This window comes from Lysinibacillus sp. NPDC058147, from assembly GCF_042884205.1.
Taxonomy (GTDB): Bacteria; Bacillota; Bacilli; order Bacillales_A; family Planococcaceae; genus Lysinibacillus.
On record NZ_JBHVUJ010000002.1, the window covers coordinates 769,635 to 793,408 of the forward strand.

31 protein-coding genes are annotated in these 23,774 nt (G+C 34.6%); 8 read left to right on the plus strand and 23 right to left on the minus strand.

The annotated features are described in order from the left end of the window. Window positions 1–123 precede the first annotated feature (123 nt). Together ACFVT8_RS09305 and ACFVT8_RS09310 are read left to right on the plus strand one after the other, a co-directional pair. Window positions 124–1,272, plus strand: a complete 1,149-nt coding sequence (locus tag ACFVT8_RS09305) for a hypothetical protein (RefSeq protein ID WP_387083320.1) — start codon at window positions 124–126, stop codon at window positions 1,270–1,272. 279 nt (window positions 1,273–1,551) lie between these two features. Beyond that, entirely contained in the window at window positions 1,552–1,797 is a 246-nt protein-coding gene (locus ACFVT8_RS09310) for a YkuS family protein (RefSeq protein WP_132358618.1), read from the plus strand. Between the two features lie 73 nt (window positions 1,798–1,870). Here the strand turns inward: ACFVT8_RS09310 and ACFVT8_RS09315 are convergent, their stop codons facing one another. Continuing rightward, a complete protein-coding gene (locus ACFVT8_RS09315) occupies window positions 1,871–2,137 on the minus strand; it encodes a CPCC family cysteine-rich protein (protein WP_387083321.1) in 267 nt (88 codons plus the stop codon). Window positions 2,138–2,387: 250 nt separating this feature from the next. Next, on the minus strand, window positions 2,388–2,687 hold the full coding sequence (locus ACFVT8_RS09320; RefSeq protein WP_387083322.1) for a YfzA family protein: 300 nt from the start codon (window positions 2,685–2,687) through the stop codon (window positions 2,388–2,390). Window positions 2,688–2,923: 236 nt separating this feature from the next. On the opposite strand from ACFVT8_RS09320, the gene ACFVT8_RS09325 reads away from it, so the two are divergent. Further along, window positions 2,924–3,043 carry a YjcZ family sporulation protein gene (locus ACFVT8_RS09325; RefSeq protein ID WP_387083323.1) on the plus strand — a complete coding sequence of 40 codons (120 nt, stop codon included), beginning with the start codon at window positions 2,924–2,926 and terminating at the stop codon, window positions 3,041–3,043. Window positions 3,044–3,443: 400 nt separating this feature from the next. Here the strand turns inward: ACFVT8_RS09325 and ACFVT8_RS09330 are convergent, their stop codons facing one another. The 4 genes from ACFVT8_RS09330 to ACFVT8_RS09345 all read right to left on the minus strand — a co-directional run bounded on the left by ACFVT8_RS09330 (window position 3,444) and on the right by ACFVT8_RS09345 (window position 7,160). After that, the gene (locus ACFVT8_RS09330; protein ID WP_387083324.1) at window positions 3,444–3,671 is read right to left on the minus strand and encodes a hypothetical protein; all 228 of its coding nucleotides are present in this window, start codon (window positions 3,669–3,671) and stop codon (window positions 3,444–3,446) included. A gap of 866 nt (window positions 3,672–4,537) precedes the next feature. Next, window positions 4,538–5,287 (minus strand): hypothetical protein, encoded by a 750-nt coding sequence (locus ACFVT8_RS09335; RefSeq protein WP_387083325.1) that lies wholly within the window; start codon window positions 5,285–5,287, stop codon window positions 4,538–4,540. Window positions 5,288–5,532: 245 nt separating this feature from the next. Next, a complete protein-coding gene (locus ACFVT8_RS09340) occupies window positions 5,533–6,297 on the minus strand; it encodes a hypothetical protein (protein WP_387083326.1) in 765 nt (254 codons plus the stop codon). Between the two features lie 116 nt (window positions 6,298–6,413). Continuing rightward, on the minus strand, window positions 6,414–7,160 hold the full coding sequence (locus ACFVT8_RS09345; protein ID WP_387083327.1) for a hypothetical protein: 747 nt from the start codon (window positions 7,158–7,160) through the stop codon (window positions 6,414–6,416). A 667-nt stretch (window positions 7,161–7,827) separates the two neighbouring features. Between ACFVT8_RS09345 and ACFVT8_RS09350 the strand changes: the two genes are divergently transcribed. Further along, window positions 7,828–8,460 carry a hypothetical protein gene (locus tag ACFVT8_RS09350; RefSeq protein WP_387083328.1) on the plus strand — a complete coding sequence of 211 codons (633 nt, stop codon included), beginning with the start codon at window positions 7,828–7,830 and terminating at the stop codon, window positions 8,458–8,460. Between the two features lie 57 nt (window positions 8,461–8,517). Here the strand turns inward: ACFVT8_RS09350 and ACFVT8_RS09355 are convergent, their stop codons facing one another. The 3 genes from ACFVT8_RS09355 to ACFVT8_RS09365 are packed head-to-tail and all read right to left on the minus strand — an operon-like array spanning window position 8,518 to window position 9,429. Next, complete coding sequence (locus ACFVT8_RS09355) at window positions 8,518–8,802, minus strand: hypothetical protein (protein WP_387224251.1); 285 nt, start codon at window positions 8,800–8,802, stop codon at window positions 8,518–8,520. After that, entirely contained in the window at window positions 8,780–9,142 is a 363-nt protein-coding gene (locus ACFVT8_RS09360; RefSeq protein WP_387083330.1) for a Gp37-like protein, read from the minus strand. Before ACFVT8_RS09360 ends, ACFVT8_RS09355 begins: the two co-directional genes overlap by 23 nt. Beyond that, window positions 9,139–9,429 (minus strand): Gp37-like protein, encoded by a 291-nt coding sequence (locus ACFVT8_RS09365; RefSeq protein ID WP_387083398.1) that lies wholly within the window; start codon window positions 9,427–9,429, stop codon window positions 9,139–9,141. The genes ACFVT8_RS09360 and ACFVT8_RS09365 overlap by 4 nt, the downstream gene beginning before the upstream one ends. Here ACFVT8_RS09365 and ACFVT8_RS09370 point away from each other — a divergent pair. Then, window positions 9,367–9,615 (plus strand): tyrosine-type recombinase/integrase, encoded by a 249-nt coding sequence (locus tag ACFVT8_RS09370; RefSeq protein WP_387083399.1) that lies wholly within the window; start codon window positions 9,367–9,369, stop codon window positions 9,613–9,615. The two genes, ACFVT8_RS09365 and ACFVT8_RS09370, sit on opposite strands and share 63 nt — an antisense overlap. 96 nt (window positions 9,616–9,711) lie before the next feature. Here ACFVT8_RS09370 and ACFVT8_RS09375 read toward each other — a convergent pair whose 3' ends face one another. Together ACFVT8_RS09375 and ACFVT8_RS09380 are read right to left on the minus strand one after the other, a co-directional pair. Beyond that, complete coding sequence (locus ACFVT8_RS09375) at window positions 9,712–10,647, minus strand: PD-(D/E)XK nuclease family protein (RefSeq protein ID WP_387083331.1); 936 nt, start codon at window positions 10,645–10,647, stop codon at window positions 9,712–9,714. Between the two features lie 268 nt (window positions 10,648–10,915). Further along, entirely contained in the window at window positions 10,916–11,656 is a 741-nt protein-coding gene (locus ACFVT8_RS09380) for a sulfite exporter TauE/SafE family protein (protein WP_387083332.1), read from the minus strand. Between the two features lie 90 nt (window positions 11,657–11,746). Here ACFVT8_RS09380 and ACFVT8_RS09385 point away from each other — a divergent pair, with 90 nt between their 5' ends. Continuing rightward, on the plus strand, window positions 11,747–12,244 hold the full coding sequence (locus ACFVT8_RS09385) for a DUF1648 domain-containing protein (protein ID WP_387083333.1): 498 nt from the start codon (window positions 11,747–11,749) through the stop codon (window positions 12,242–12,244). Between the two features lie 98 nt (window positions 12,245–12,342). On the opposite strand, the gene ACFVT8_RS09390 is transcribed toward ACFVT8_RS09385, so the two are convergent. The 7 genes from ACFVT8_RS09390 to ACFVT8_RS09420 form a co-directional block, all read right to left on the minus strand. Beyond that, entirely contained in the window at window positions 12,343–13,203 is an 861-nt protein-coding gene (locus ACFVT8_RS09390) for a hypothetical protein (RefSeq protein WP_387083334.1), read from the minus strand. Next, window positions 13,169–13,687 carry an RNA polymerase sigma factor gene (locus ACFVT8_RS09395; protein ID WP_387083335.1) on the minus strand — a complete coding sequence of 173 codons (519 nt, stop codon included), beginning with the start codon at window positions 13,685–13,687 and terminating at the stop codon, window positions 13,169–13,171. Before ACFVT8_RS09395 ends, ACFVT8_RS09390 begins: the two co-directional genes overlap by 35 nt. Window positions 13,688–13,807: 120 nt before the next feature. Further along, complete coding sequence (locus ACFVT8_RS09400) at window positions 13,808–14,431, minus strand: hypothetical protein (protein ID WP_387083336.1); 624 nt, start codon at window positions 14,429–14,431, stop codon at window positions 13,808–13,810. 168 nt (window positions 14,432–14,599) lie between these two features. Beyond that, window positions 14,600–14,785, minus strand: a complete 186-nt coding sequence (locus tag ACFVT8_RS09405) for a helix-hairpin-helix domain-containing protein (RefSeq protein WP_387083337.1) — start codon at window positions 14,783–14,785, stop codon at window positions 14,600–14,602. Between the two features lie 273 nt (window positions 14,786–15,058). Beyond that, window positions 15,059–15,667 (minus strand): CPBP family intramembrane glutamic endopeptidase, encoded by a 609-nt coding sequence (locus ACFVT8_RS09410; protein ID WP_387083338.1) that lies wholly within the window; start codon window positions 15,665–15,667, stop codon window positions 15,059–15,061. A 420-nt stretch (window positions 15,668–16,087) separates the two neighbouring features. Beyond that, window positions 16,088–16,516 carry a GNAT family N-acetyltransferase gene (locus ACFVT8_RS09415; protein WP_387083339.1) on the minus strand — a complete coding sequence of 143 codons (429 nt, stop codon included), beginning with the start codon at window positions 16,514–16,516 and terminating at the stop codon, window positions 16,088–16,090. 15 nt (window positions 16,517–16,531) lie between these two features. Then, the gene (locus tag ACFVT8_RS09420; RefSeq protein WP_387083340.1) at window positions 16,532–16,972 is read right to left on the minus strand and encodes a GNAT family N-acetyltransferase; all 441 of its coding nucleotides are present in this window, start codon (window positions 16,970–16,972) and stop codon (window positions 16,532–16,534) included. A gap of 112 nt (window positions 16,973–17,084) precedes the next feature. On the opposite strand from ACFVT8_RS09420, the gene pdxR reads away from it, so the two are divergent. Beyond that, a complete protein-coding gene (gene pdxR / locus ACFVT8_RS09425) occupies window positions 17,085–18,473 on the plus strand; it encodes a MocR-like pyridoxine biosynthesis transcription factor PdxR (RefSeq protein WP_387083341.1) in 1,389 nt (462 codons plus the stop codon). A 25-nt stretch (window positions 18,474–18,498) separates the two neighbouring features. On the opposite strand, the gene ACFVT8_RS09430 is transcribed toward pdxR, so the two are convergent. The 5 genes from ACFVT8_RS09430 to ACFVT8_RS09450 all read right to left on the minus strand — a co-directional run bounded on the left by ACFVT8_RS09430 (window position 18,499) and on the right by ACFVT8_RS09450 (window position 23,136). Further along, window positions 18,499–18,897, minus strand: coding sequence for a DUF5412 domain-containing protein (locus ACFVT8_RS09430; protein ID WP_387083342.1), 399 nt, complete (start codon window positions 18,895–18,897; stop codon window positions 18,499–18,501). Window positions 18,898–19,201: 304 nt separating this feature from the next. Beyond that, a complete protein-coding gene (locus ACFVT8_RS09435) occupies window positions 19,202–19,465 on the minus strand; it encodes a hypothetical protein (RefSeq protein WP_387083343.1) in 264 nt (87 codons plus the stop codon). Between the two features lie 62 nt (window positions 19,466–19,527). After that, window positions 19,528–20,751: a GNAT family N-acetyltransferase gene (locus ACFVT8_RS09440; RefSeq protein ID WP_387083344.1), complete on the minus strand. Its 1,224-nt coding sequence runs from the start codon at window positions 20,749–20,751 to the stop codon at window positions 19,528–19,530. Then, a complete protein-coding gene (locus tag ACFVT8_RS09445) occupies window positions 20,748–21,485 on the minus strand; it encodes an AAA family ATPase (protein WP_387083345.1) in 738 nt (245 codons plus the stop codon). The genes ACFVT8_RS09440 and ACFVT8_RS09445 overlap by 4 nt, the downstream gene beginning before the upstream one ends. Window positions 21,486–22,113: 628 nt before the next feature. Next, window positions 22,114–23,136, minus strand: coding sequence for a trypsin-like serine peptidase (locus tag ACFVT8_RS09450; RefSeq protein WP_387083346.1), 1,023 nt, complete (start codon window positions 23,134–23,136; stop codon window positions 22,114–22,116). A 407-nt stretch (window positions 23,137–23,543) separates the two neighbouring features. Here ACFVT8_RS09450 and ACFVT8_RS09455 point away from each other — a divergent pair, with 407 nt between their 5' ends. After that, window positions 23,544–23,759 carry a hypothetical protein gene (locus ACFVT8_RS09455; RefSeq protein ID WP_387083347.1) on the plus strand — a complete coding sequence of 72 codons (216 nt, stop codon included), beginning with the start codon at window positions 23,544–23,546 and terminating at the stop codon, window positions 23,757–23,759. Window positions 23,760–23,774 lie beyond the last annotated feature (15 nt).

The following is a 23,774-nucleotide window of genomic DNA, read 5'->3' on the forward strand; positions in this document are numbered from 1 at the left end:
CACTTAACTTGGAACGTTTGAAACTTTTTAACTTTTTCAAAAAAACGATGAACCTTTTCGCTTGGTAATTCGTCTAAATATTGGTAACTTTGAGTTCCAGAGTAAATTAAAGGAGAAATGATCATGAAAAAACCGATTAAAAAGACTTGGATGATTGCTTCAGCACTAACAATAGGAATGGCTGTTCTAACGCCACTTCAAGCAGGAGCTACTTCAGTAGAACCAACAAATGGTATTACTGTTCAAATCGAACAACAAATTACAGGGACGATTAAAAACTTCTATGGAGACGGTATAGATATAAAAGGTAGAGACGGTAAAAACTACTATATCAGTTTCTATAAATTCTCTGAAGATCAACTAGCAAAAATGAACTTTGTAGAAGGACAGGAAATCACAGTTGAAGGCAGCGTTGCAGAGAGTTATTCAGACTTCTTCACATTCGAAGTTTATAAAAAGAACTTGCCTAAAGAGGTAACTAGTGAAGATCTAACAAAATTAGAAAAATTGTTTAATGAACTGAAGAAGTTGGAAAAAGAAGCTTCAAAAGCGAGTGAAAATGATGAAATGTTAGAAAAGATTTTTGAAAAAATGAATACTGTTTATACAGACATGAGTAAAATTACTAAGCCATATTATTTAGCTATTTGGGAGCCTCAAATATTTGAAGAGTATTTAAATGATTTCGGATTTAGTGAAAAAAATATAGTTATTGCAGAAAAGGACAAAAAAGATCTTAAAGCTATTTATGAAGAATGGGTAAAACTTGAAAAAGATGGCCAAGAGGAAAAGTCTAACGAAAAGATGGATGAATTTTACAAAATAATCCAACCATATCTAGATGAACTTTATCCACCTCAAACATTTGAAGAATACATGGAAGGCATGGAGTTAGATATCCCTGCTGAAACTTTAGCAAAACTAAAAAATATTTATAAGGATGCCCAAAAAGCAGAAAAAGATGACAATGCGGAGTTATCTGATAAACTATGGAGTGAATTCCATGAAATCATTGATCAGTTCATAAAACCTCAAACATTTGAAGAATACATGGGTGACTATGATTTTGAAGTTAGCGAAGCGGATAACAAGCAATTAAAACAGCTTTATGAAGAAATCTTAAAGCTAGATAAAAAAGACGAACAAGCAAAAATTGAAGAGAAATGGGTAGCCTTTCACAATATTTTAAAGCCATATTTTACAGCAAATAAAGAAATTCTAATCTCTGCTTCTAAAGTAATAATTAACGGCCAAGAATATCTTCCTCAATAAATAAAAGAATTGGGGTGTCTCAACAATCATTTAGGATGATTGTTGAGATTTCTTTTTAATTCCAAAGGTTTTTTTCCAAAAGCATAGTGTAATCATTTTACTTCTATAGTAAAAATAAATAGAACTTCCAACATATATAATTGCTAAAATCATGTCGCAACAATTGAAAATGCATTTTACTCAATTTCACGTCATTTAAATTATGTATAACAAAAAAATGAATTAAGTGAATAATTAGCAAGCCTATATGACACATTACATATAGGAGGTGGAAGAGTAATGTCTAAAATAATTGGTGTGGAACAATCATTAACAAACGTTGAAGACGCTTTAAAGGCAAAAGGTTATGAAGTTATTCAACTTCGTACTGAAGAAGATGCAAAAAAATGTGATGCCTGTGTAATCACTGGGCAAGACCGAGATATTATGGGAATTAGCGATCCTATCATGGCAGGACCTGTTATTGACGCTGATGGTCTTTCTGCTGACGAAGTACTTCAACGTGTTGATAAATATTTCCACTAATAAATGACTTGGTGCTGTCGCTGTAGTTTTTGACTATGGAGCAGCACCTTTTAATATTATGTCGATAGAACGGTTAATAATAAATTCGCCAGTTCGGGTCTTTTATATCTTCTTTGTTTGGTTGTCTTACATTTTTTACGTATTCTTTTTCACAAGCTCCGAAAGTAAGGAAATTTTGTTGTGCTTGTTTTAAGGATACTTCATTTGCACCGCCTCTATAATCTGGATCACGAAATTGAACCCCATCATCTTCCCAGAAGCAAATCTTACAAATTTTATATGTATCTGGTGGTTCCTCATCTAATGTTTGATATCCGCAACACGGACAAGTGTATTTCATGTTTTCACCTCAAAAAATTTACGATTGTAAAATAAAATTACATTCTTTACAGTACCATTTTTCAAGGATTTGCTCAATTTCCTCATAGTTCACTGGGTAAAGAATTTCAGAGAACACTCTCCATTAATAAGATTTACCTAAACATTCTTCTCAGATACAGTAGTTATCCATAATTATTATTCGGAAACTTTATTGGTTTACGATTTAAAGTTCTAACCAAACGTACTACTGCTTGAAAATGCTCATTAACTTATATAGTCCTTGGCGAAAAAACATTTTTTATCCCACCTATTATTCCAGGCACAAGAAATACGATGCCAAAAAAGATGGTAAGTAAATTGAAATGTTGTGTTTCATAAAAAGTAAACCACTCTCTGAAAATTGAAGATTCAGTAATTCTTGCAAATAACGTACCACTAAAATCTCGATAATTAGGTATCCACCCCGTTACTTCAGATGTAATGAAGATGATTTGTGACATTACAAATACACCAATTGAAGATACCCAAGGTCTTTTCAAAAATGGAATATGTTTTTGTTTTTTATTCATGTAATCCTCCTCCCTCCATTAAATACTAATTATAGAGACGAGTAAAATCAAGGGATGATTTCCAAAATTAAACAAACTTTTCGTTATTAATAAGTCATCACCAACCGGATATGACTTTACCTAACCCAAACAATTTGTAAGTTATTATAAACTTTTCCTAAGGAATCCTATGACAGATATCGCAGTCCCTTTTGAAACTAAACATATTATAAAATAAAGAAATGAGGAATTTTATTATGTCTCAATATTATGGTGGTAACAGTGGTTATGGCTACGGTTCAGGATTTGCGCTACTTGTAGTTTTATTCATTCTTCTAATTATTGTTGGTGCCGCTTTCTTTAATAGTGCGTATTAACATTTCTATCAAAAATTAAACTTAATAACTTCTAATGTTCATATTTAAAATATTCCATATACCTCTATTTCTTTGCTATGGGTCACTATCCTTCGGTGACCCTTTTATTATTTCTCTTCTTTCTATTTATGATAATGGCCAGTTATCTAACGCTCGTGCACATACTACTATTACAGCTATAATGTATCAAACATTTGTACGTAAATAATATTTCATAGCAAACAGTTTAATATTTCAATGACTTGTGCTTCAATTTACGAAAAATCAAAAAAAGACAGAATTGATTCTACAAGAATTTGTAGATTTATTCTGTCTTTATTTTTTAACAGCAACATACTTTTAGAAAACAACCTTTTTAAAGCTAAGCCACACAGAGTTAGATATGACTTCAAACATGTGATTAATCAAATTCTAAAACATTTTTTTCTACTACTACTTGATAAACTTCTTTAGTACTGATTAAAATCGTTTTATAATGTTCTGTTTCAGTAAATGAATACCAAGACTTCTCATTGAACCCATTAAAAAGTTCTTCTGTAAATGTTTCTTGTTCAATATTATTCTTTATTTTATATTCTTCTTCACGGCCTTCGTCAAAGTAAAACTTTACTTTATATTCATACTCCATAAATAAACACCTCCCATCTACTTATATAATGGGTTGAGAATACAAAAAATATGAAACATAATAAAATGCCACACCTAGTTAGGTATGACATTCTATCTGCTTCATTTTCTGCTCAATTCTGCAGACATTGCTCATAGCCCTCAAAGTTCACGGGTTTATCGAAGAAAATATCCGTTAAATTGAACTTTCACTATGTTACAAATCAAAATTTTGATTTACCTATGTATTTTTATCATTACATTTCACGCTGAATATACCATTTAGTTAATTATTTTGAGTCACTTATTTTTTAGGCTATGTTAAATTTTAATGTTGTGGCTTTGAATTAAGATAAATTTTCTAAACCCCAATCATTATAAGTATTTTTTTCGTCTTCAGATATAGGTTTATAATCCATACAAAAATCAAGAAGGTTCCGACTTTTTGTATGAAATATATATCCTGTTTAGAGAAGATTTTAACGAAATCATCGCGATTATGAGGAGTCATTTCTTTTAAGCAAAACACTTCATTTTCTAAATCACCGAATGGATTGAAATTACCGAGTTGGCAAGATTGACAACACGCAATACCAATGTTGTTTGAAAGTTCTTTCTGTAAAAACTTTATTGCATATTCAATAGAGTCGGATAACTTAGATTGGATGTGGTGATTATTTATCGAAACTTCGAAATAAATGTTATGAAATTCGTCTTCATCTGGGCTTCAAAAAAACGTAAGCTTTCCTACGTATAATGACTGCCCCTTTTCATAGTTTAATCAACTAAGCTCAAATCATCGATAAACATCCTGTCCGCAATTCAACCAACGAAAAAAATAGCCCTCTTAACAAATCCTTTTTAAGAGAGCTATATAATCCTAATCTATCATTTATCTACAACCGGTTTTAATAAATTCACTGGAATCCAATGTGTGGACTCGTTGTTGTCATCTCTTTTCCAAGTTACATTTAGATAACCATTAATTTCAAGACCTTCTGAAACTAAAATGCTTCCTTTTTTCAATGTACTTATAGTTGCAGATGTTTTTATTGGATCGAGTTTAAAATCTGCAGCTTTTGTTAGCTCAAAACGCACGCCTTTTTCGCTTCTTTTCGACTCAGCGATTTTAAGATCTGTACCAGGATACTGTATACACTCTTTAGAACTAACATCATTTGGACCGCAATAAGAAAGTATTTGTCCATTATTTATAAAAGTAAAACCTGGGTTGGTACTTTCATTGAACCACATTCCGTAAGTTGCGATATTACTATTACGATTAATAAAGATATAAGTTGGATTGTTATAGAAAGATGAACGAATTTTTATTGGTACTTCTTTGAAAACTACCAAATCCGTTGCTTGTACGCGATATTGCCCCATCTGGTAGAATGTTTTGCCATCATATTTTTCAATATCATACGTTCTAAAAAAATTATTTCGCTTAACCACTAACGAATCAAACGTACCATCTGGATTTTTCTTGTACACCTTGATGTCTTTTTTAAAGGTCATTTTTCCCGTTTGCTCTTTTACAACTTCTGCTCCATCATACATCACTTTCGCTTCTGATTCTGTTGGATGTACTACTGCAAATACAAATGCTGCTAGTAACCCAATAAATAATCTTTTCATTATTCTCCCCCTACATAAATTAAATTTGCTAATAATCCAATATTTTACTAACAAAAACGTAATAAAGCAAGATAAATTTAATAAAAATAACATGTTTTACCTTAACATAATTTTACCTTTCTACCGTTCAAGCCGATATTATATATTCGATATAATTGTGTACAATAACCCGCATGTCAACCTACCGTATAAAAAAGCCCTCTTAACAAATATTATTAAGAGGGCTTTATATAATTCCTAATCTATTACTTATCTTTAACTGGCTTTAGTGAATTCATTGGAATCCAAACAGCATTATCGAGTCTTCCTTCTAAGTCATCGGCTACATATATATAACCATTAATTTCAAGATAAAACCTTGAAAAAACAGTACTTCCTTTTTTCATCATTCTTTCAGTTTTAGATTCTTTTAATGGAACACCTTTCCCTTCTGCATCTTTTGTTAGTTCATAACGTACGCCACTATCTGTCCATATTTTCTCAACGATTTTAAGATCTGTACCAGGGTACTCATAACAAAATTCGTCTTTATCATATTCACTGTTGCATTTCTTCAGTAGTTGTCCATTCTTTGTATTCTTGAAATCAAAAAACCACGATCCTTCTTTTCTGATGATGTCTCCGTAATCTTTGCTAGCATTAATACCATCACGAGTACTAACAATATAAATTGGGGATTTATAGAAAGACGAACGAATTTCTAATGGTACTTCTTTAAAAACTACCAAATCCGTTGCTTGGACGCGATATTGCCCCATCTGGTAAAATATTTTGCCATCATATTTTTCGATATCATACGTTCTAAAGAAGTTATTTCGTTTTACTACTAGCGAATCAAAAGTACCATCTGGATTTCTCTTGTATACCTTGATGTCTTTTTTAAAGGTCATTTTTCCTGTTTGGTCTTTTACAACCTCTGCTCCATCATACATCACTTTTGCTTCTGATTTTGTTGGATTTACTACTGCAAATATAAATGCTGCTAGTAACACAATAAATAATTTTTTCATTTTTCTCCCCCTACACAAATTAAGTTTAGAAAACAAAATTCCTTCGTATCACATGCTATACAAAAAGCCCCCTTAACAAATTATTAATAAGAGGGCTTTAGATAATTCCTAATCTATCACTTAACTGGCTTTAATAAATCTACTGGAAGCCAAGTGTAACTTTTTGGATCCGATTCACTTAATACTTGTAGATAACCATTAATTTCAGTACCTTGCGATGAAAAAGTGTTTCCCTTTGCATACATTGTTTCAGTTTTAGCTCCGTTTAATGGCGTACTTTTCCCACCTGCATCTTTTGTTAACTCATAACGTACATTGCTTTCTCTCGATACTGTCTCAGCGATCTTAAGATCTGTACCAAGATAATAAATACACGGATCGTAAGTACCATCATCATCGGAAGCGCAATAATTAAGTTTTTGTCCATTATTTGTATCCGAGAAAGAAATATACCATTGGTCTTGTTCTCTGAAGTAACTTCCGTATTTATTAGTAATACCATCACGATTAATATAAATATAAGTTGGATTATTATAGAAAGATGAACGAATTTTTATTGGTACTTCTTTGAAAACTACTAAATCTGTTGCTTGTACCCGATATTGCCCCATCTGATAAAATGCTTTGCCATCATATTTTTCAATATCATACGTTTTAAAGAAGTTATTTCGCTTAACCACTAAAGAATCAAATGTACCATTTGGATTTCTCTTGTATACTTTGATGTCTTTTTTAAAGGTCATTTTTCCTGTTTGCCCTTTCACAACTTCTGCTCCATCATACATCACTTTTGCTTCTGATTTTGTTGGATGTACTACTGCAAATATAAATGCTGCTAGTAACACAATAAATAATTTTTTCATTATTCTCTCCCTACCCAGCTTTATTATAGAAAACACAATTTTTTAGTATACTATACTAACAATCCAATATCCTACCAATAAAAACGTGATAATGGAAGTGATTTAACAAAATTAGAGTGTTTTTCCTCAAAATAATTTCTTATCTCTAGGTACTCTGATATGAAAATGACGGTTTACATTTAAAGAGATTTAACTAGTAAAGATATAAATAAAGCTAGTGACTATTTTGATGAATTAATGTAGTTGGTCACTCGCTCCATCTTCTGCTCATTTCTGCACACATAATTCTTTAAAATTACACCCTTTACAGTGCCATTTTTCAAGGGTTTGCTCAAATTCCTCAAGGTCTACAGGTTCATTGGAGAAAATATCAGCCTGATATTTAAATTGAACTTTCACTATGTTTCAAGTTAAATCAAAATCTTGATTTACCAATGTTTATTTATCGTTGTATTGTCATTAATAATCACCAACTCTAGCTGAATGTAACGTTTAGTCAATTGTTGGTCACTTTTTAGTCACTTATTTTTTTAAAAAACCACCCATCACGGAGTGGCCTTTTTATTGATTATTGAAGTAAACACTTCTTTCTAACATTAGATAGTTGGGTGACACATCCGTTTGATTGCATGTTTGAATAAAATATTAGAAAAAAGGAGGTGTTAATTTGAATATAAATAATAATGGATTTCATCAATCAGGTTGTGGTTGTCAACAGTGTAGTAATGGAAAATTCAATTGTACTGGAGTTAGACCGCTCAGGGCTATTGACGCATCCTGTATACCGCCTGTTATTCCCGATCCACCAAAAGAGGAGACGACTTTAGCATATGGATCGTTTTACGATTCCACTGAAGACTATGTAACGATAATTACCCCAACTATACCGCCTACTTTAGGGCAGAAAGTTATTTTCACGACACTTGGTCCGTCATTAAATGTAAATCCTGCTACCGTTCCTAATAATACTACTGACCTTCAAGTTGCCACCGCTGGCATATATGAAATCAAAATGGACATCTCAGTCAATCTTATCTCTTCTAATGATAGTGCGGCTGTTTGGTTTGGATTGTTCATCAATGATTCAACCCTTGCGACTGCTAGCAATTTTGAATCTTTAAACATTATTGTAGTTTCAGTTGGTGATCAAGATGTATTATCAGAAATGGTTAACACAATAGGAAAAACAATACAACTACGATTAAACGAAGGTGATAGACTTAGCATCAGGGTCATAAGAGCCACAGGATCCGTCACTTATAGATTCCCATCATTGGTCGTAAATAAAATTGCTGATTAAAAATATACAGGCTGACTCGAAAGTGTCGGCTTGTATGCCATTAAAACTGTACAATAATTAAATAGCCTTACCAATCGTTCTAAGTATCTTTAAAAACAATGGTGACATTTGAATTAATACATAACCTAATCCAGCGTTCATTATCATGGACCAAGCTTTTTCATTATTACCAAACATGAAGAAAAAGCATGCACCAATCATAATTACGGACGCTATCGGAAAACTAATTGAAACCATCACCTGAATTAAAGGATCCAATATTGTAGTTAATATATCTAATGACTTATCTACAATGATTCCAGTCGGTTGAGCAATAGCATTAAGAGGTACTGCGGAAGGCATTTGTGCCATTACTGGAGCTAATACCAACTTCTGCTACGTCTCGTGCATCGATAAAAATTTCATGACGATTGAATGCTGAGAAATCACCGACCTCTATTACACGTCTCTCAATTCCTTCACCTTGACCAGCAACGATAGCCACATTTTTGTAATTAAGCTCGCTCTGTGTGTACTGTAGCGATTTAAGTGACTCAAATTGAGGACTGAAAATAACTGGTGGATTAATAGATTGTCCAGCAACTAGATTCTTGCCTTCCACAACATCGAATACCCATTGTTTATTGTGTATATCTAACGTGACATCCCATCCTAATCCACTCGCTAACGATAATGTACTCATCTCCTCTGCACTTTTTTAAAACGAGAAGAATAATCTACACGCATTCCACGTTGCTTATCAGGTGCAATTACAAGTTGTGGTATTTTACGCCTTTTATCCACTGGATTGACTATATGATTGTTAATGTAATGTTTCATTACTGTTTCGGAACTACATGACTTATTGTCGTAAGCAGTATTTACTGGTGGAATTGTAATACGCTGTGCAACGATCGATTTAAGAGCATAAACTTTTATAAGCCAGTTCTCTGTAATTTTGCCTTTTTCTTTACTAATTCTGACGGCTATCCATCAAAACCAGCTGCGATAGATACGGTATGGAGAAGAATTATTGAAAAATACAATCTTCCTCAATTAAATTTTCATGCTTTACGACATTCGTATGCTCCTTATATGGTTAGTAAAAATGTCAACTTTAAGATTATTCAAGAACAATTTGGTCACTCTGATATAAAAATGACGATTAACATTTAAAGTCATTTAGTAAAGATAAAGATAAAAATAAAGTAAGTGACTATTTTGATGACTTCATTTAGTTGGCACATTTTGATCGCTCGCTCCATCTTCTACTCAATTCTGCACACATAATTCTTTAAAATTACACCCTTTACAGTGCCATTTTTCAAGGGTTTGCTCAAATTCCTCAAAGTCCACAGGTTCATTGGAAAAAATATCAGCCTGATACTTTTTCATTTCTAGTACACTTCGCTGAAACGTATGTAAAATATTGTCCATATCAAATGCTGTAAAGGCATATTTTTTTCGTTTGCCAGTCAATAAATATTCATTATAGACATCAATCTGGTCAAGAGATACGCGATATTTCTGCTGAATATAGTAAGCGTAGAGCGCTAATTGCTGACGATCATCATCGGACTCTCCACCTGTTTTCCAGTCGATAATAATCCACTTGTCTGTCATTTCATCATAATAATGAAAATCCATTACGACGAAAACTTGTGTCCCCTCGATTTTCATGGAACGAAATTGTTCAGGCTCACCGATTCTTAGTGAGCCTTTTTGAGCTGTAATTTGCTGGAACGTTTCACTGTTAAGAAAGTTATCAAAGACAGCCGTCATTCGCTCCTTATAGTCCTGTACAAGTTCAGGATTTAACTGCCCTTCGTAATAAATTTCCTGCATCATATAAAATTTATTAGGCTTATGTCTCCATAAATCTACATGGCGTGTAGAATCGATAAAAGCGGCATTAAGCTGGCCACGCGCACGATTTACTAGTTCAGCAACAGTCGGCGCCTTGCCGGTTTGTAAATAATCATTGATCGATTGCTCTATTAAATGATGGACGATTTGCCCAAATAAAATCGGCATAGATTGCAGCTTTTTTAAGCGATAGACATGTTGATGATATGGCTCCACATTGTAACTTAACCAGCCATTATGAGAAAAATAATATTCATAGCCATATTTTCGTGCACAGCTTGTTAACGTTTTATGACGTGACAGTGACCACGAAAAAGATGGATAAGGTGTGATTTCAAACATGGTTACCGCCTCCCTATAACTGTATTTTATCAATTTCGCCTTGGCGTAATTGCGCCCGGATTTTGAATTGTGCTCGCACAATTCATTCCTCTCAAAATCCGTGACATCCGCCGAAGGCTTTAGGCCAACACGATGTTGGTCACTCAGTCGTTGCCACAGGACGTAGCGTTCCTTAGACTGAGTTCCTCTATTTCAGTAGATGTTTGGATATCCACTGAAAAGGAAACTCATCTCCATTTATCTCATCACCTTCATACATGGGCGTATTCTACTGAATGAAGATAAAATCATACAAGAGCTGTACTATTAGTACAATTGTCACAATACGTAGTAATAGCTTTACTTGATTTGCCTTAACCTTTCTTGCAAGTATAATTCCTATTTGCGCACCAATAACAGAACCAACCATTAAAACGATGGTCAGTGGCCAATCAATTTTACCTGTGGCAATATACGTAATTGCGGCTCCTGAGCACATCGCAAAAACACCTACACGCGACAGACCTACAGCTTTCATATAAGAGATTTTCTCATGAGCATATGTATAAAGTGCCAGTGTACTGCTCCCAGGACCGAACATCCCATCATAAAAACCAACACCAAGAAGTATTGGACCGTTTTTGCAATTCATTGTAAAAGTGTCTTTTTCTCCAAATTCAGCCCCGCCTATAAAGGACATAACAAGGGCAAAGCCTAATAAAATTATAGCGATAAACGTCAATGTTTGACTGCTCATAAACGATGCAAACAGCCCACCAAGCGTACCACCTACTAGGGAAACAAATAATACCGAACGCATTTCTGACCATAACAATTCTTTTCTTTTAAAAATAGTATAGAAGCTTGAAAAAGCACTGACCATATTAGAAACCTTATTTGCGCCTATCGCTGAATGAACTGGTACCCCCAATATCATCATGGTCGGTAATGTAATTAGCCCGCCACCTCCCACTAATGTTCCAATAATGTTGCCAGTGATGCCGATTAGTAAAAACAATAAGTATTCCATCTAATCCTTCTTTCTATGACACACTTGATCTTATTCATATGATACAGTATAACAGACTGCTATTTTTTAAATGATATATGAGGTGAACGAATGCTTGAACAACAAAAAACACCTACACCGCGTTTTTGTACACCGATAACGCTTATTGTCGCAACAATTTTTATAGCTGGCATTACGGCAACGCTTATCCAATACAGTAAGCTCCCCGCTTCTATACCAGTTTTACAAAGCTTTACAAGTGAACATGCGCAATTTGGACCGAAGATCGCTATTTTTTATTTACCCTTTATTGCTTTCATGCTATTTTTACTTTTACAATACTTAGAGATTAGAGCAGCTTATCCTATATTACGTAAAAATAAGCCTACTCTCTCTCATGTACAGAGACAGAATGGGATCATTACTTTTTGTCTCATCAAAAATAGTATACTACTGTACTTTACATATTCACTTTTCAATGACTTAACGGTGGCTTTAGGCCATAATCGTATTTTACAGCAGTGGCATGCTTATTTATTTCTATTTGTACTGTGTATTATATTTATAATGGGAATAGTACGTGGGGTTTTATTGAGTAAGAAGGAATAGATAATACCTCGCTCCAAACTGTATGATGGGTAATTAAAACCACCTATATCTTTGCAATTGTTATGCAAAAAGAATAGGTGGTTTTATTGTTATATCTATTAATAAAGTATAATAATTAAAACAAGTGTTGCACTAATAATACTTATTTTTATTGTTTCTACTTTATATATGGCATATGTCTGTACCTCTCGCTTTATATTATGCCAAATAATGAAACCATATAAAAACGCAAACATAATCATTAATGGTTTATACAATGGACCAACCCATGTTGCCCAAGCAAAAACACTTGAAAGCATCGCAAGTACAAGTACTAACAGCAACCATAAACGTTTTGATGGTTTAAATCCTTGGTGATTATGACGTTTATAATAGTACATAGAGAATGTATTTACAGCTACCATAATAAGTGGCAGGATAAATATCCATGGTATTGTTTCTACAGAGTATAATGTTTGAAATACTTCATCATACATGTTAGAGTTCCCAACAAAAAACTGGCCAGAATCAACATTTAGCATGCCTGTATCTGAGATCTGATAGCGCTCTTCCTGACGATTTCTTACAACGACTACATCTGTAATATAGTTACCTAACTTTCCATCTGCCTTTTCAACATATTGTGTTAAATCTTCAAAAAAACTAAAAACTGATGTATCTTCAACCTTTTTCACAGATATATATAAACTTGAACTTCTAGCAAAGAAATTCCCCTCTTTTCCTCCAAAATGCTTATAAATCGCTTGGATGGATTGACTAGCAGTTTGAGGCGGTGAAGAATTTTGTGGAATCAAAATAAAAAATAGAGCAATCATGGCGATCGTTAATATTAGGAAACTTTCCTTCCATAACGTTAAGCCATTTCTCTTTTTATGGTGAATGTGTTCATAAATACGGGCCTTTACAGCTGGGTCCTCTGGTAATTTATTGAGTTCCTTCAGTCGTTTGTTTAAATCCAAATTCATCACCTCCAAGTTTCTTCTCTAAAGCCTTCATAGCGTTTCGCTGTGTATTCGCTATTTTTACTGTAGACCACCCTAAGATTTCACTAGTTTCGGCTAAATTCAACTCTTCAATTTTTCTGTAAATAAGAACCTCTCGATATTCAGGCTTTAATAATTGGATTGCTTCATATAATAGCCGACGCTCCTCAGACTGCATAATCCAATCATGTGGTACATATTGTTTCTCACGTTTTTCATGTTCTTTTTGAAATGGTAGCCATTTAATAAGTGCTTTTTTTCTATAGGTGTCATAGACAAGGTTTCGTGCAATTCTCCTTATGTAAGTGCCCATAGCAGCCTCATTTCTAAACTGTCCTTTATAAACACGAATAAAAGTTTCCTGCGTTAAATCCTCCGCTAAACCTGGATCCGAGACCATATAGTAAATAAATTGATAAATGCATTGAAAATATTGTTCATAAAGCTCATCAAACTCCATCTTTTCACCTCTCTTACTTTATTAGACGAATAAGTATACAAGATTTGTATGTTTAAATGTAAATTTACTAGTTAAAAATAGGCTACCTGACACCATATAGCATCAAGTAGCCTAAAATTTTTAGAGATTCGTTTTCATTTTTTCAAATGTATGTATTAACATATATTTTTGTACACCACGAGCCATTTCAATGCTTTCCTGAGAAAAATGATGAAGAGCTATTTCATTCTTCATTTTGTATGCATAAACCGCTTCAATTGCTGGCTGCATCCACGACTGTGTAAGCTGATCACTTCGCATGTCAGTTGTTCGCCCTTCAAATGCAGCGATATAACATTTTGCATAGCTAGTTAAAGGCTCTTTATTTATTTTATTAGTCGCATCCTTTGCTTCCTCTAAATTCTCTTCCATCATTGCCTTTATAAATTTATAGTTATACTTCAAGGCTGGCTTCTTATATTTTACGATTACTGTTTCTAATGAATGCAGTTGGTCTTCCCTTGTACCATAAGCAACAGCATATAGGTAGGCAAAAAAAGGATGCTTCTTGCGATCTTTCACTAACTTATCTACCAATTTCATATTATTTGTCCACAATACAATATGTATATGTCTATAAATCATTGCAATGGCGATAAAGATAAAAATGCCGAGTGAAATGGATGGGCTAACCTCAGCTAGTGATAGTAATAGTGCCAACATAAATATGACCAAATAAAATATGGCTAGTTTTGTAATTTTCATAATTCCTCCTACTGTAGTTTCTTCCGCATCTTTCGAGAAAAAATAAAACCAGCTCCAAGGAAGAATACAAGTGCCATAAACTTCATGAGAGGAATAATAAATAACTTGCTAATCACGAAAACAACAAAAATATAATAGACTACCATTGCCAATAAAAATAATGTCAGTTTATTCACTTTGCTTCCTACCTTCATTCAATGCTACTTCAATGGCCGCTAGCGCTTTCGGTCCCATCCCGTGTAAATTTTTCAACGTTGATAAATCAACATTTTCCAATTGCTCTAATTGTGTATACCCTGCTTCATTTAATGCACGTATAGCAGGCTTTGCTACTCCCTTTGGCCATTCCGTCATTTATGCTCGTCCCTTCCTTTTTCGTCTATTAAATATTTCAGTTCCAATAATACCTATTAATAGTATAACTAGTGAGGCGACATGATAATCAACGAAAAAAGTCGTAAATGCTATATTATAATAACGGCATATTGCAGTGATAATACGCCCTCCCAGCAATATTAAACCCACTATCAAGCATCCCTTTATTACCTGCTCGATGAACTGCACTTCCATCACCTCTCCTGTTTTATTATGCAATCGAACATGATGAAATGCAAATGAGCTAGGTTTTTAGAGTATATTAAACATTGCCATGAAGGAGGCAAACAAATTGACAATGGCATGTATGCCCCAGCTTGTTAGGATGGAGCCATTAGATTTCCGTTCATTGATCCACCCCATTAAATAACCTGTAAACGCGGTTGCCATAACAACTAATACTACAACTCCAAAAGGAACTAAGGAATAAAACATCCATCCATGTAAGATTCCAAAAAGTAAACTTTGTATGATATTTCCCATTTGAAAACCAAACTTATGCTTGAATCTTTTTAGTAAGAAGCCTCGGAACAACAGCTCCTCTGACAATCCCGTTTGTACCATAGCATAAAAAAGTGCTGGTATGAGCGCGGAAAAACCAAGTCCTGTAAAACGATTAGACGCTAAGATTGAACTGTCTAGGTAGAGATAAGTAATTATAGTGGATGGTAAGGCTAATAAAACAATAATGAATAAAACCCATACAAAATAATTCCCTTTATTTTCAATGACAGGCTTTTGAATGCCAAGCCATCTTAAAAATGATTGTTTCTTTCTTGCTGAGATAAACCACCAAATAAACGGTATAACTGAAAATAAAATGACCTGAGCAATTGCACTTATTGCACTTTCCAAAATCATAATTTTTCCCCCTGTTCAAAATGTTTTTCATGAAGAATGACGAGCAATGTGCAGGTGTTTTCCGGAAATCTTTGGTTGATGTTTGAAGTTCGCCGGTAACAATTGCTTTTCCGCCGCTTAATGTTCGAATTGCGCCGCCAACTCTCGTCTTTCCGCCGCTTAAAGTGAAAACTTCGCCGCTAACCCCTACTTTTCCGCCACTTAATGAGGAAAATTCGTCGGTACCCTATCTTACTGTCCTTCTTCATGTTAAGCATATTAAACTGCCGAGTTGAAATCAAGATAATTTTTAACGATAATCATTAAATAATTATCCTTTATAGTTAATAATTAAATGTTAATCGGTATGTAAACGTTAAAATGCGACTAGAAAAAGACTAGTCGCTTTCATTCTTTGTTCGGATTTCGTTCAATATTTGATCACAATACTTTACGAAAAGAATAGCACCATTTTTCATACCCTAATCGATCTTCATAAAAACGATGCGCATTAGTCCTTTGAACACCAGACTCTAAAGCAAAATAGTGCGCGCCATTTTCTTTTCCCCATTGGTGAAGATAATGCAATAATTTTTCACCATAGCCTCTTGAACGATAGGCCCCATCTGTTACTAAATCATAGACAAAAATGTGGCGTTCACTGTAGAAGTTGACTCTCCAACTTAATCCAGCGACTGCCACAATGTTATTATTTTCGTATAAAGCAAATAACATATAGCCATCTTGGATCATTTCCTTTAATAATAGAAGATACTTTTCTAATGTTAATTCCGTACGAAGCTGCACCATAACAGCATATGCTTCTTTCCATTCCTGCTGCGTTTTTAATTGTTTAATTGTTACGGTCAATTTTCGAACCTCCTTTTACCAATATCTAATAAAATGAAATACTTTATTGTCTATTTTCATCCCAAGCTTCTCATAAAGTTTTTGAGCACGAACGTTGTCTGTCGCTGTTTCTAAAGCTATATAACGTGCATCATTCTGTAAACAGTATGAATAACAATGTTCAATTAGATCCTGCGCTACTCCTTGTTTCCTAGCCTGCTCTGCCACAAATAGATCGTTTAAAATAAATGCCTTTTTCATTGCAACTGATGAAAAAATAGGATAGAGCTGGACAAAACCAACTGGCTGCGCATCCAAGTAAGCTAGAAAAATTACCGACTCCTCCTTATTTAGACGCTCCATGAGAAACTGCTCAGCCTGCTCTAAGTCGGATGGTTGACCATAAAATTCTCGGTAAGCATTAAATAATGGCACTACTTCTCCAACTGTTGCTAACGTTACTGTGAATATCTCCATTTTCATTTCTCCCCATTTCTTTTAATATGTAATTCTTGTATTATGATAAAAAACAATCTGACATTTAAAAAGAAACAGTTCTAGATATTTCAACATGTCAAGGAGGGACTTTATGAAGGATTTCATTTTCTTATTCACAGATGAAGAGGCAAAATACAAACAAATTTATCAGCAAATTAAATGGTTAATCGAACAAGGGAAATTGAAAACGAATGATTCTCTGCCCTCTATTCGAAGGTTAGCTGAAACTTTATATGTCAGTCGGAATACAACTTTAACTGCCTATGAACAGCTAGTAGCAGAAGGATACATACGTGGTGAAGGGCGAAAGGGATATTTCGTGAATGAAGTTGAAGAAGTTTTTCTTCAGGAAGAGGAACGACCAAGCCTTACTCAAAAAGTAACAACTACCGGTGGAGAAATCATCATTGACTTTCGGGCTGGTGCTGTCGATCAACAGCATTTCCCTCTAAAAGTATGGCGTCAAATGGCAAATCAAGTGTTACCGTTACAAAAGTGCTATGAATATGGCGATCCTTTCGGTGAGCCACTTTTAAAGGAACAGCTTGTGAATTATTTGCTTCAAGCTCGTGGCGTTCATGTAAATGAAGAAGACATTATTATCGGTAGCAGTACGCAACAAATGTTAATTTATCTTGGCTTTCTATTAAAGCAAGCTTTCCCAAGTGTTATTTTAGAAGACCCTGGCTACAATGGTGCTCGAGAAGCGTTCAAGCTGCATGACTTTCAGATAGAGACATTACCTGTGTTGGAAAACGGTGCGCAGCTTGACCATTTAGCGCATTTACATTCGCGCCTACTCTATGTCACACCTTCTCATCATTTCCCATATGGTGTTTCCATGAGTATTCAGCAACGGCAAACTTTAATTCAGTGGGCAAAAAATGTTGATGGCTATATACTTGAGGATGATTATGATGGGGAATTCCGTTATACGCAACAGCCATTTCCTGCTCTCGCCTCGATCGACAAGTCACGTGTGATTTATATGGGGACATATTCAAAATCATTTTTACCAGCTATTCGTTTAAGCTATATGGTGCTACCGAAAGCACTTGTTCAGCCATATAAACAACGCTTTGCTCATTTTGAACATAACGCCTCGCCCTTACATCAATTAACAATGGCGAAATTCATGGAAAACGGTGAATGGACACGGCATATTAAAAGAATGCGTATTACCTATAAACATAAAATAAATACACTCGTAGAGGAACTTAACAAGCAATTCGGAGAAAAAGTTACGATACTTGGAAAGCAATCTGGGCTTTATATATTGGTCAAGATGCATACACAATTTTCTGAAGACCAGCTAATTGAAAATGCACAACAATACGGAGTCAAGGTCTACCCTACGAGCTCATATTTCCTACAACAAGAAAGCACTGTTCCTATTATTCAATTAGGCTTTAGTAAGTTAAAAACGGAAGAAATCATCATCGGTGTAAAACTGCTAAAAAAAGCTTGGCTAACAGCATAATTAGCCATAACTACTACGGTTATGGCTACTCATTATCACGATAATCATATATTTCATCAGGAACATTCAATGTCACACCGTTAATACTTACTGTATCATCATCGCTCCAGTTAATGTATGCTCGATTTTCTCGATATTGCCAATATATTTTCTTCGACTTTCTCTTCTCATGATTGAATACTAACTCTCCCAACACAGAAAAAGAAGTCGTCGCACCAGCGTCTGAAACATAAGCTTTCACTGTATAGGTTCCTTGTGGAGATGTAGATTCAGCAATCAGCTCTTGTTTAAATCTAGTCCAATCAAAAAACACCCAATAAATACCGTACCCTATAATACTAGCAAAAAACATAATCCAAATAAGTAGCACTAGAAGCGTTTTTTTGTATATTTTCTTTCTTTCTAACTTCTCGAAATCGTTCATCTGCATCCCCCAATCTGTTTATATAGAGACGATTTCAGAGGAATAGATGTTTCCTGAATTAGGAAATGCAAACATCAGTGTAGTAGTTATTTCGGGACTTGATCAGATCTCACGCTTACCTGATCAGTTTTCTCTAGGACCCGATCAGTTCTCTCGCTTACCTGAGCAGTTTTCTCTTGAACCTGATCAGTTCTCGCGCTAACCTGATCAATTTTCTCTTGAACCCGAGCAGTTCTCTCGCTAACCTGAGCAGTTTTCTCTTGAACCTGAGCAGTTTTCTCTTGAACCTGATCAGTTCTCGCGCTTACCTGAGCAGTTTTCTCTTGAACCCGATCAGTTCTCGCGCTAACCTGAGCAGTTTTCTCTTGAACCCGATCAGTTCTCTCGCTGACCTGAGCAGTTTTCTCTTGAACCCGATCAGCTCTCGCGCTAACCTGAGCAGTTTTCTCTTGAATCCGATCAGCTCTCGCGCTAACCTGAGCAGTTTTCTCTTGAACCCGATCAGCTCTTGCGCTAACCTGATCAGTTTTCTATTTGACCCAATCAGTTCTCGCTCTAAACCTATCAATTTTTTTAACCCATAAAAAAGGAATCTGCACAGCTACTTCTGCACAAATCCCCATAATTTTGTTAAAAATAATCAATAAACGATGGAATGCCTACTGGTAGCACCGTCTCTAGTAGTGCAATTTCAATGGCGTTGCCTTGTAAACGCTCGATTTTTTCTAAATAGCTCGGTCGTTTATAGCCTAGTAACATTGTAGCAAGTGTTTGAACTGTTAGTTGAATTGCATTTTCAGATTGTGTCTCACTCACCTTTTCGACAGTAACTTTTCCATTCTGCTTCGTTATCACAAATGTACCATTATTCCATGCCACAGTGCGATCACTAACAGCGAGTCGAAGCTGAAAATCATTTCCTACGAATGGGTAGAGTAACAGAAATTCTTTTACATCTACAATTCGCGCCATAAAATAAGGGGATACCTTTTGAATAATTTCACTATCCTCTAACAAAAAGGCAACAGCTTCATTGCCGGTTGTTTTACCATAAACATTGTAAATCATCGAGCTATGTGCTGAGACAAAATTCCATAAGCCTTTACGCGCCTCTTCCTGTAAATAGACAATTTCATCGATGTAATAGTTTTCCTCCATAATGCGGTAAAACATATATCCCTGCGGCATATCATCTTCGTCATAATACACTGCAGCCTGAAGGTTCACATCACTATCAATAAATTTTTCTTCCCAAAAGTCTTCCTGAAACTTTTCATTCCAAGCGATACTATTACGAACCATGACACCGTGCGTCTTCTTTGAATAATGTGCATAAATGGTCACAACATCTTCATGTTTCGGATCGACACGACGGATTTTTCCATTTAGGCCTCCATAGCGAGGAAGCTGCGTATCTTTGATTTGAAATTCCACGATATCACTCATAATTTCCCAACCCCTTTTTCGGTAATAAGGGATAGAATATGGAAATAAATAGGATATACATTGTCCTTCGTTTCGCATCCGCTCTAGGCACTCAATGATAAGGCTCTCCATCAAGCCATGCCCAGAATATTCAGGGTACGTTCCGACCGCAGTGATGCCTCCCATTTCATAGATCTTTCCATGAACATTTACCTCAAAAGGTAGGCTTAAAATTTGAGATACAAGATGTGAACCATCGAACCAACCAATTGCATGCCCCTCATTAAATTGCTTACTCTTAGCATTCACAAAGCGACGATCCTTATGAATGGACATGGACATTTGAAAAACATAATTAAGCAAATCTATTGACTGTGCCATTTCATCTAATCGAATTTCTCGCATAACTAAGCCTTTACGTTGATTCATGATTCTCTCTCCTCATCAAATAACTCTGAAAAAATGGATTCCGGTGCATTTAAAAAGCGCTTCGTAACAATGTAATGTATAGTATCCTCATAACGAATAGATTCAATCTCCCCATTATCAAAACTATAGATTGTTGCATTTGGATAGCCAAGCAAAATAGGTGAATGTGTGGCGATAATAAATTGTGCCTCATGCTCTAAATCTTTGATAATTTTGAGTAAGCTTAACTGCCTCGTAGGTGACAACGCCGCTTCAGGCTCATCCAAAATATAAATTGCCTTCCCTTTAAAGCGATGCATAAATAGCGATAAAAAGGACTCGCCATGCGATTGATGATGTAACGACTTACCACCAAAAGCTGCATACTTTTTCCTATTGTCAGGCTCCTCTAACATATCAATATGACTCGCAAATTGATAAAACGTTTCCGAACGTAGAAAAAAGCCATTTGAAACCTTTGGCCACCAGGATAAACGGATGAATTCCCCGAGTGCAGATTCCGCTTTATGTACTTCATATAAATTTTGGCGACCGCCTCCCGCAGTATTAAAATCACAGCGATCAGCTATAGCCTCCAATAAGGTTGATTTCCCAGAGCCGTTTTCCCCTACGAAGAAGGTCACGTTCGTAGGAAACTCTAGCTCCTGTAAATCCTGCAAACTTGGTATATTAAAGGGATATTGATCTTTACCTTCAATTTCTCCCTGTAATACCTTACATGACTTTAAATACATTTCGTTTCCTCCCTTACTACTATTATAACGCGCCTAAGCTTTTTTCCAAACATATGCCACTCATAGCTTTAAAGGAAGACAAGGATTATAGATAATCAAAGGCCAAAAAATCAAAACATTAGAACAAATCATAAACTCATCATTGAACTCGATCTATAACAATACCTAATCCCTAGCTATAATAACTACATTCTGTGCATAAAAACCGCTGCTGTAACTACAAATACATATGAAATATTTCCCGAGAAATAAATAAAAAACATGTCGAAAGTTGCAATAAAAAATAATAAAATTATGCCATAATATAGCGATTTACGAAAAACTATGAAATAGCATAATCAGACTCGCTCAATCTTTAAACATAAATAGTACAAAGAACAGCCATTTTGAACCGGTATTTTTCTCTCTATAGCTCATATTAATTTAGTACTCGCAATAATTGTGCCTATAACATCATCTGTAAGAGCTGGGATAATGACAGTTCAATTGAATATTTTCTATTTCAATTTCCCGAATACATAGCACCTCCTTATGGTTTGGGATGCCCGATTAGTTAACTCTTATTTTTCAGCGTCAAAAAAAAAATAGACAAACCGAATTTCTCAGTTTGTCTACATTATTAGTAATTTTACTCTAAAGCTTTGGAAATAAAATTAAACATATAAGAGTTCATCTTAGGTCCACCATTCATAGGGTTCCCATTAATAACGAATGAGCCTCTATGAACACCTACAATTTGATTAACAGTGTTTATTAATGCTGAACCTGATTGTCCTGGTGCAGTATCAATTGTATAAAAGGCTACAGATGCATCCTCTCTAGTAATGTTCCCTCTCGTACCAAATTGAGAAATTTCACCACTTGCCTGCATTAAATCTCCCGGATAACCATAAATACCAATATTTTGATTAAGAAGATTATTAACCTGTTTGATTCCAAGAGTACCTGCAACATCTCCTGCTTGTTTATTGTCTTTAGATACATCTAAAACAAGAATAGCGAAGTCTTCAGAACTCGAACCAGTTGAAGCCCAATTAGCAGCTACATAATAATCATTAACATTATAAGAACCAAATAATCCAACACTATTACTTACCCCAGGGTAAACCTTTGCACTAGTTATAGTTTCTTTTGTTTCTGGATTTATTACACAATGTCCATTTGTTAAGACTTTATTTTTGCCAATTAAAGAACCTGTACAAGAACCACCTTTTCCATCAGGCCAATTTATTTCAATATACGTAATTGCACTATATGGTAATTCTTTAGTATTCTCTACTTTTTTTCTACTATCGTCACCGATGACAATCCGTGGTGATATTTGTAATGGTTCTCTAGCAGTAGAATCATTAATAACAACTGGTGGTGGTGTGATATCGATAAACGAGTGACCTTCCATTATTGAATCAATCTGTACGGGCGAAATTTCTCCCGAACCTTGAACACTTGGTATTTCATTAAATAATTGCGAATTGCTGACATTAAACTCCTCATATTTAATGATTTCACCTTTCGAGTTTACCATGTCATAAGGATGTGACATTTTACTTGAATCAAATGAAAATTCACCTAAAGACTCCTCTGCAAAAACATTCATTGGTACTAATAAAAAGATAAGCATAAAGAATAACCTAATAGTATTTTTTTTCATTTTACCCCTCCTTTTGGCTTAAGTCTATTTATAGTTTAATAGAATCAAAAGGAAAAATAAAGATAAAATATTAAAAATTGGTAAAATATAAATAATTCTGAATATATTTAAAATCCTTTTGATAGCTTTTATTTTTGCTAGTTTGAACTTAACACTTCAGTCCTATAAATTTTGTATATCTTAGGAGAACTAAAAATAGCAATACTACAATTTAGTGTTCTTATTATCCCATTTCAATCTTCAGGATTAAACTCTTTTCTCTACGAATTAACATTATGTAAAATGTTCTAGATTTTAAGCTCTTTTCATACATTGAGTAAAACCTTCCCCCTGCTAATTATCCTCGTAGAGCAACTAATGAATGGTTTTTTTCTAGGTTCAATAAAAAAGTTATAAGGAGAAGATTTATGTTTGTAACTCATTTTTATGAAAATAAGACGTCTGTTTTAAGTCAGCTGCTCGTAAATTTACCTACTGTCGAAGAGAACATTAAAATTAAAGGGCGTAAAGCAAAAGTTGTTCAGATTGTTCAAATAGACGACAACAACTATCAGGTAAGTATCATTTTTGAAAAAATACCTAAAAAACAACCAGTAAAAGAGATTGGCAAGAAAAAGAGATAGCTCTTCCCTATTTAC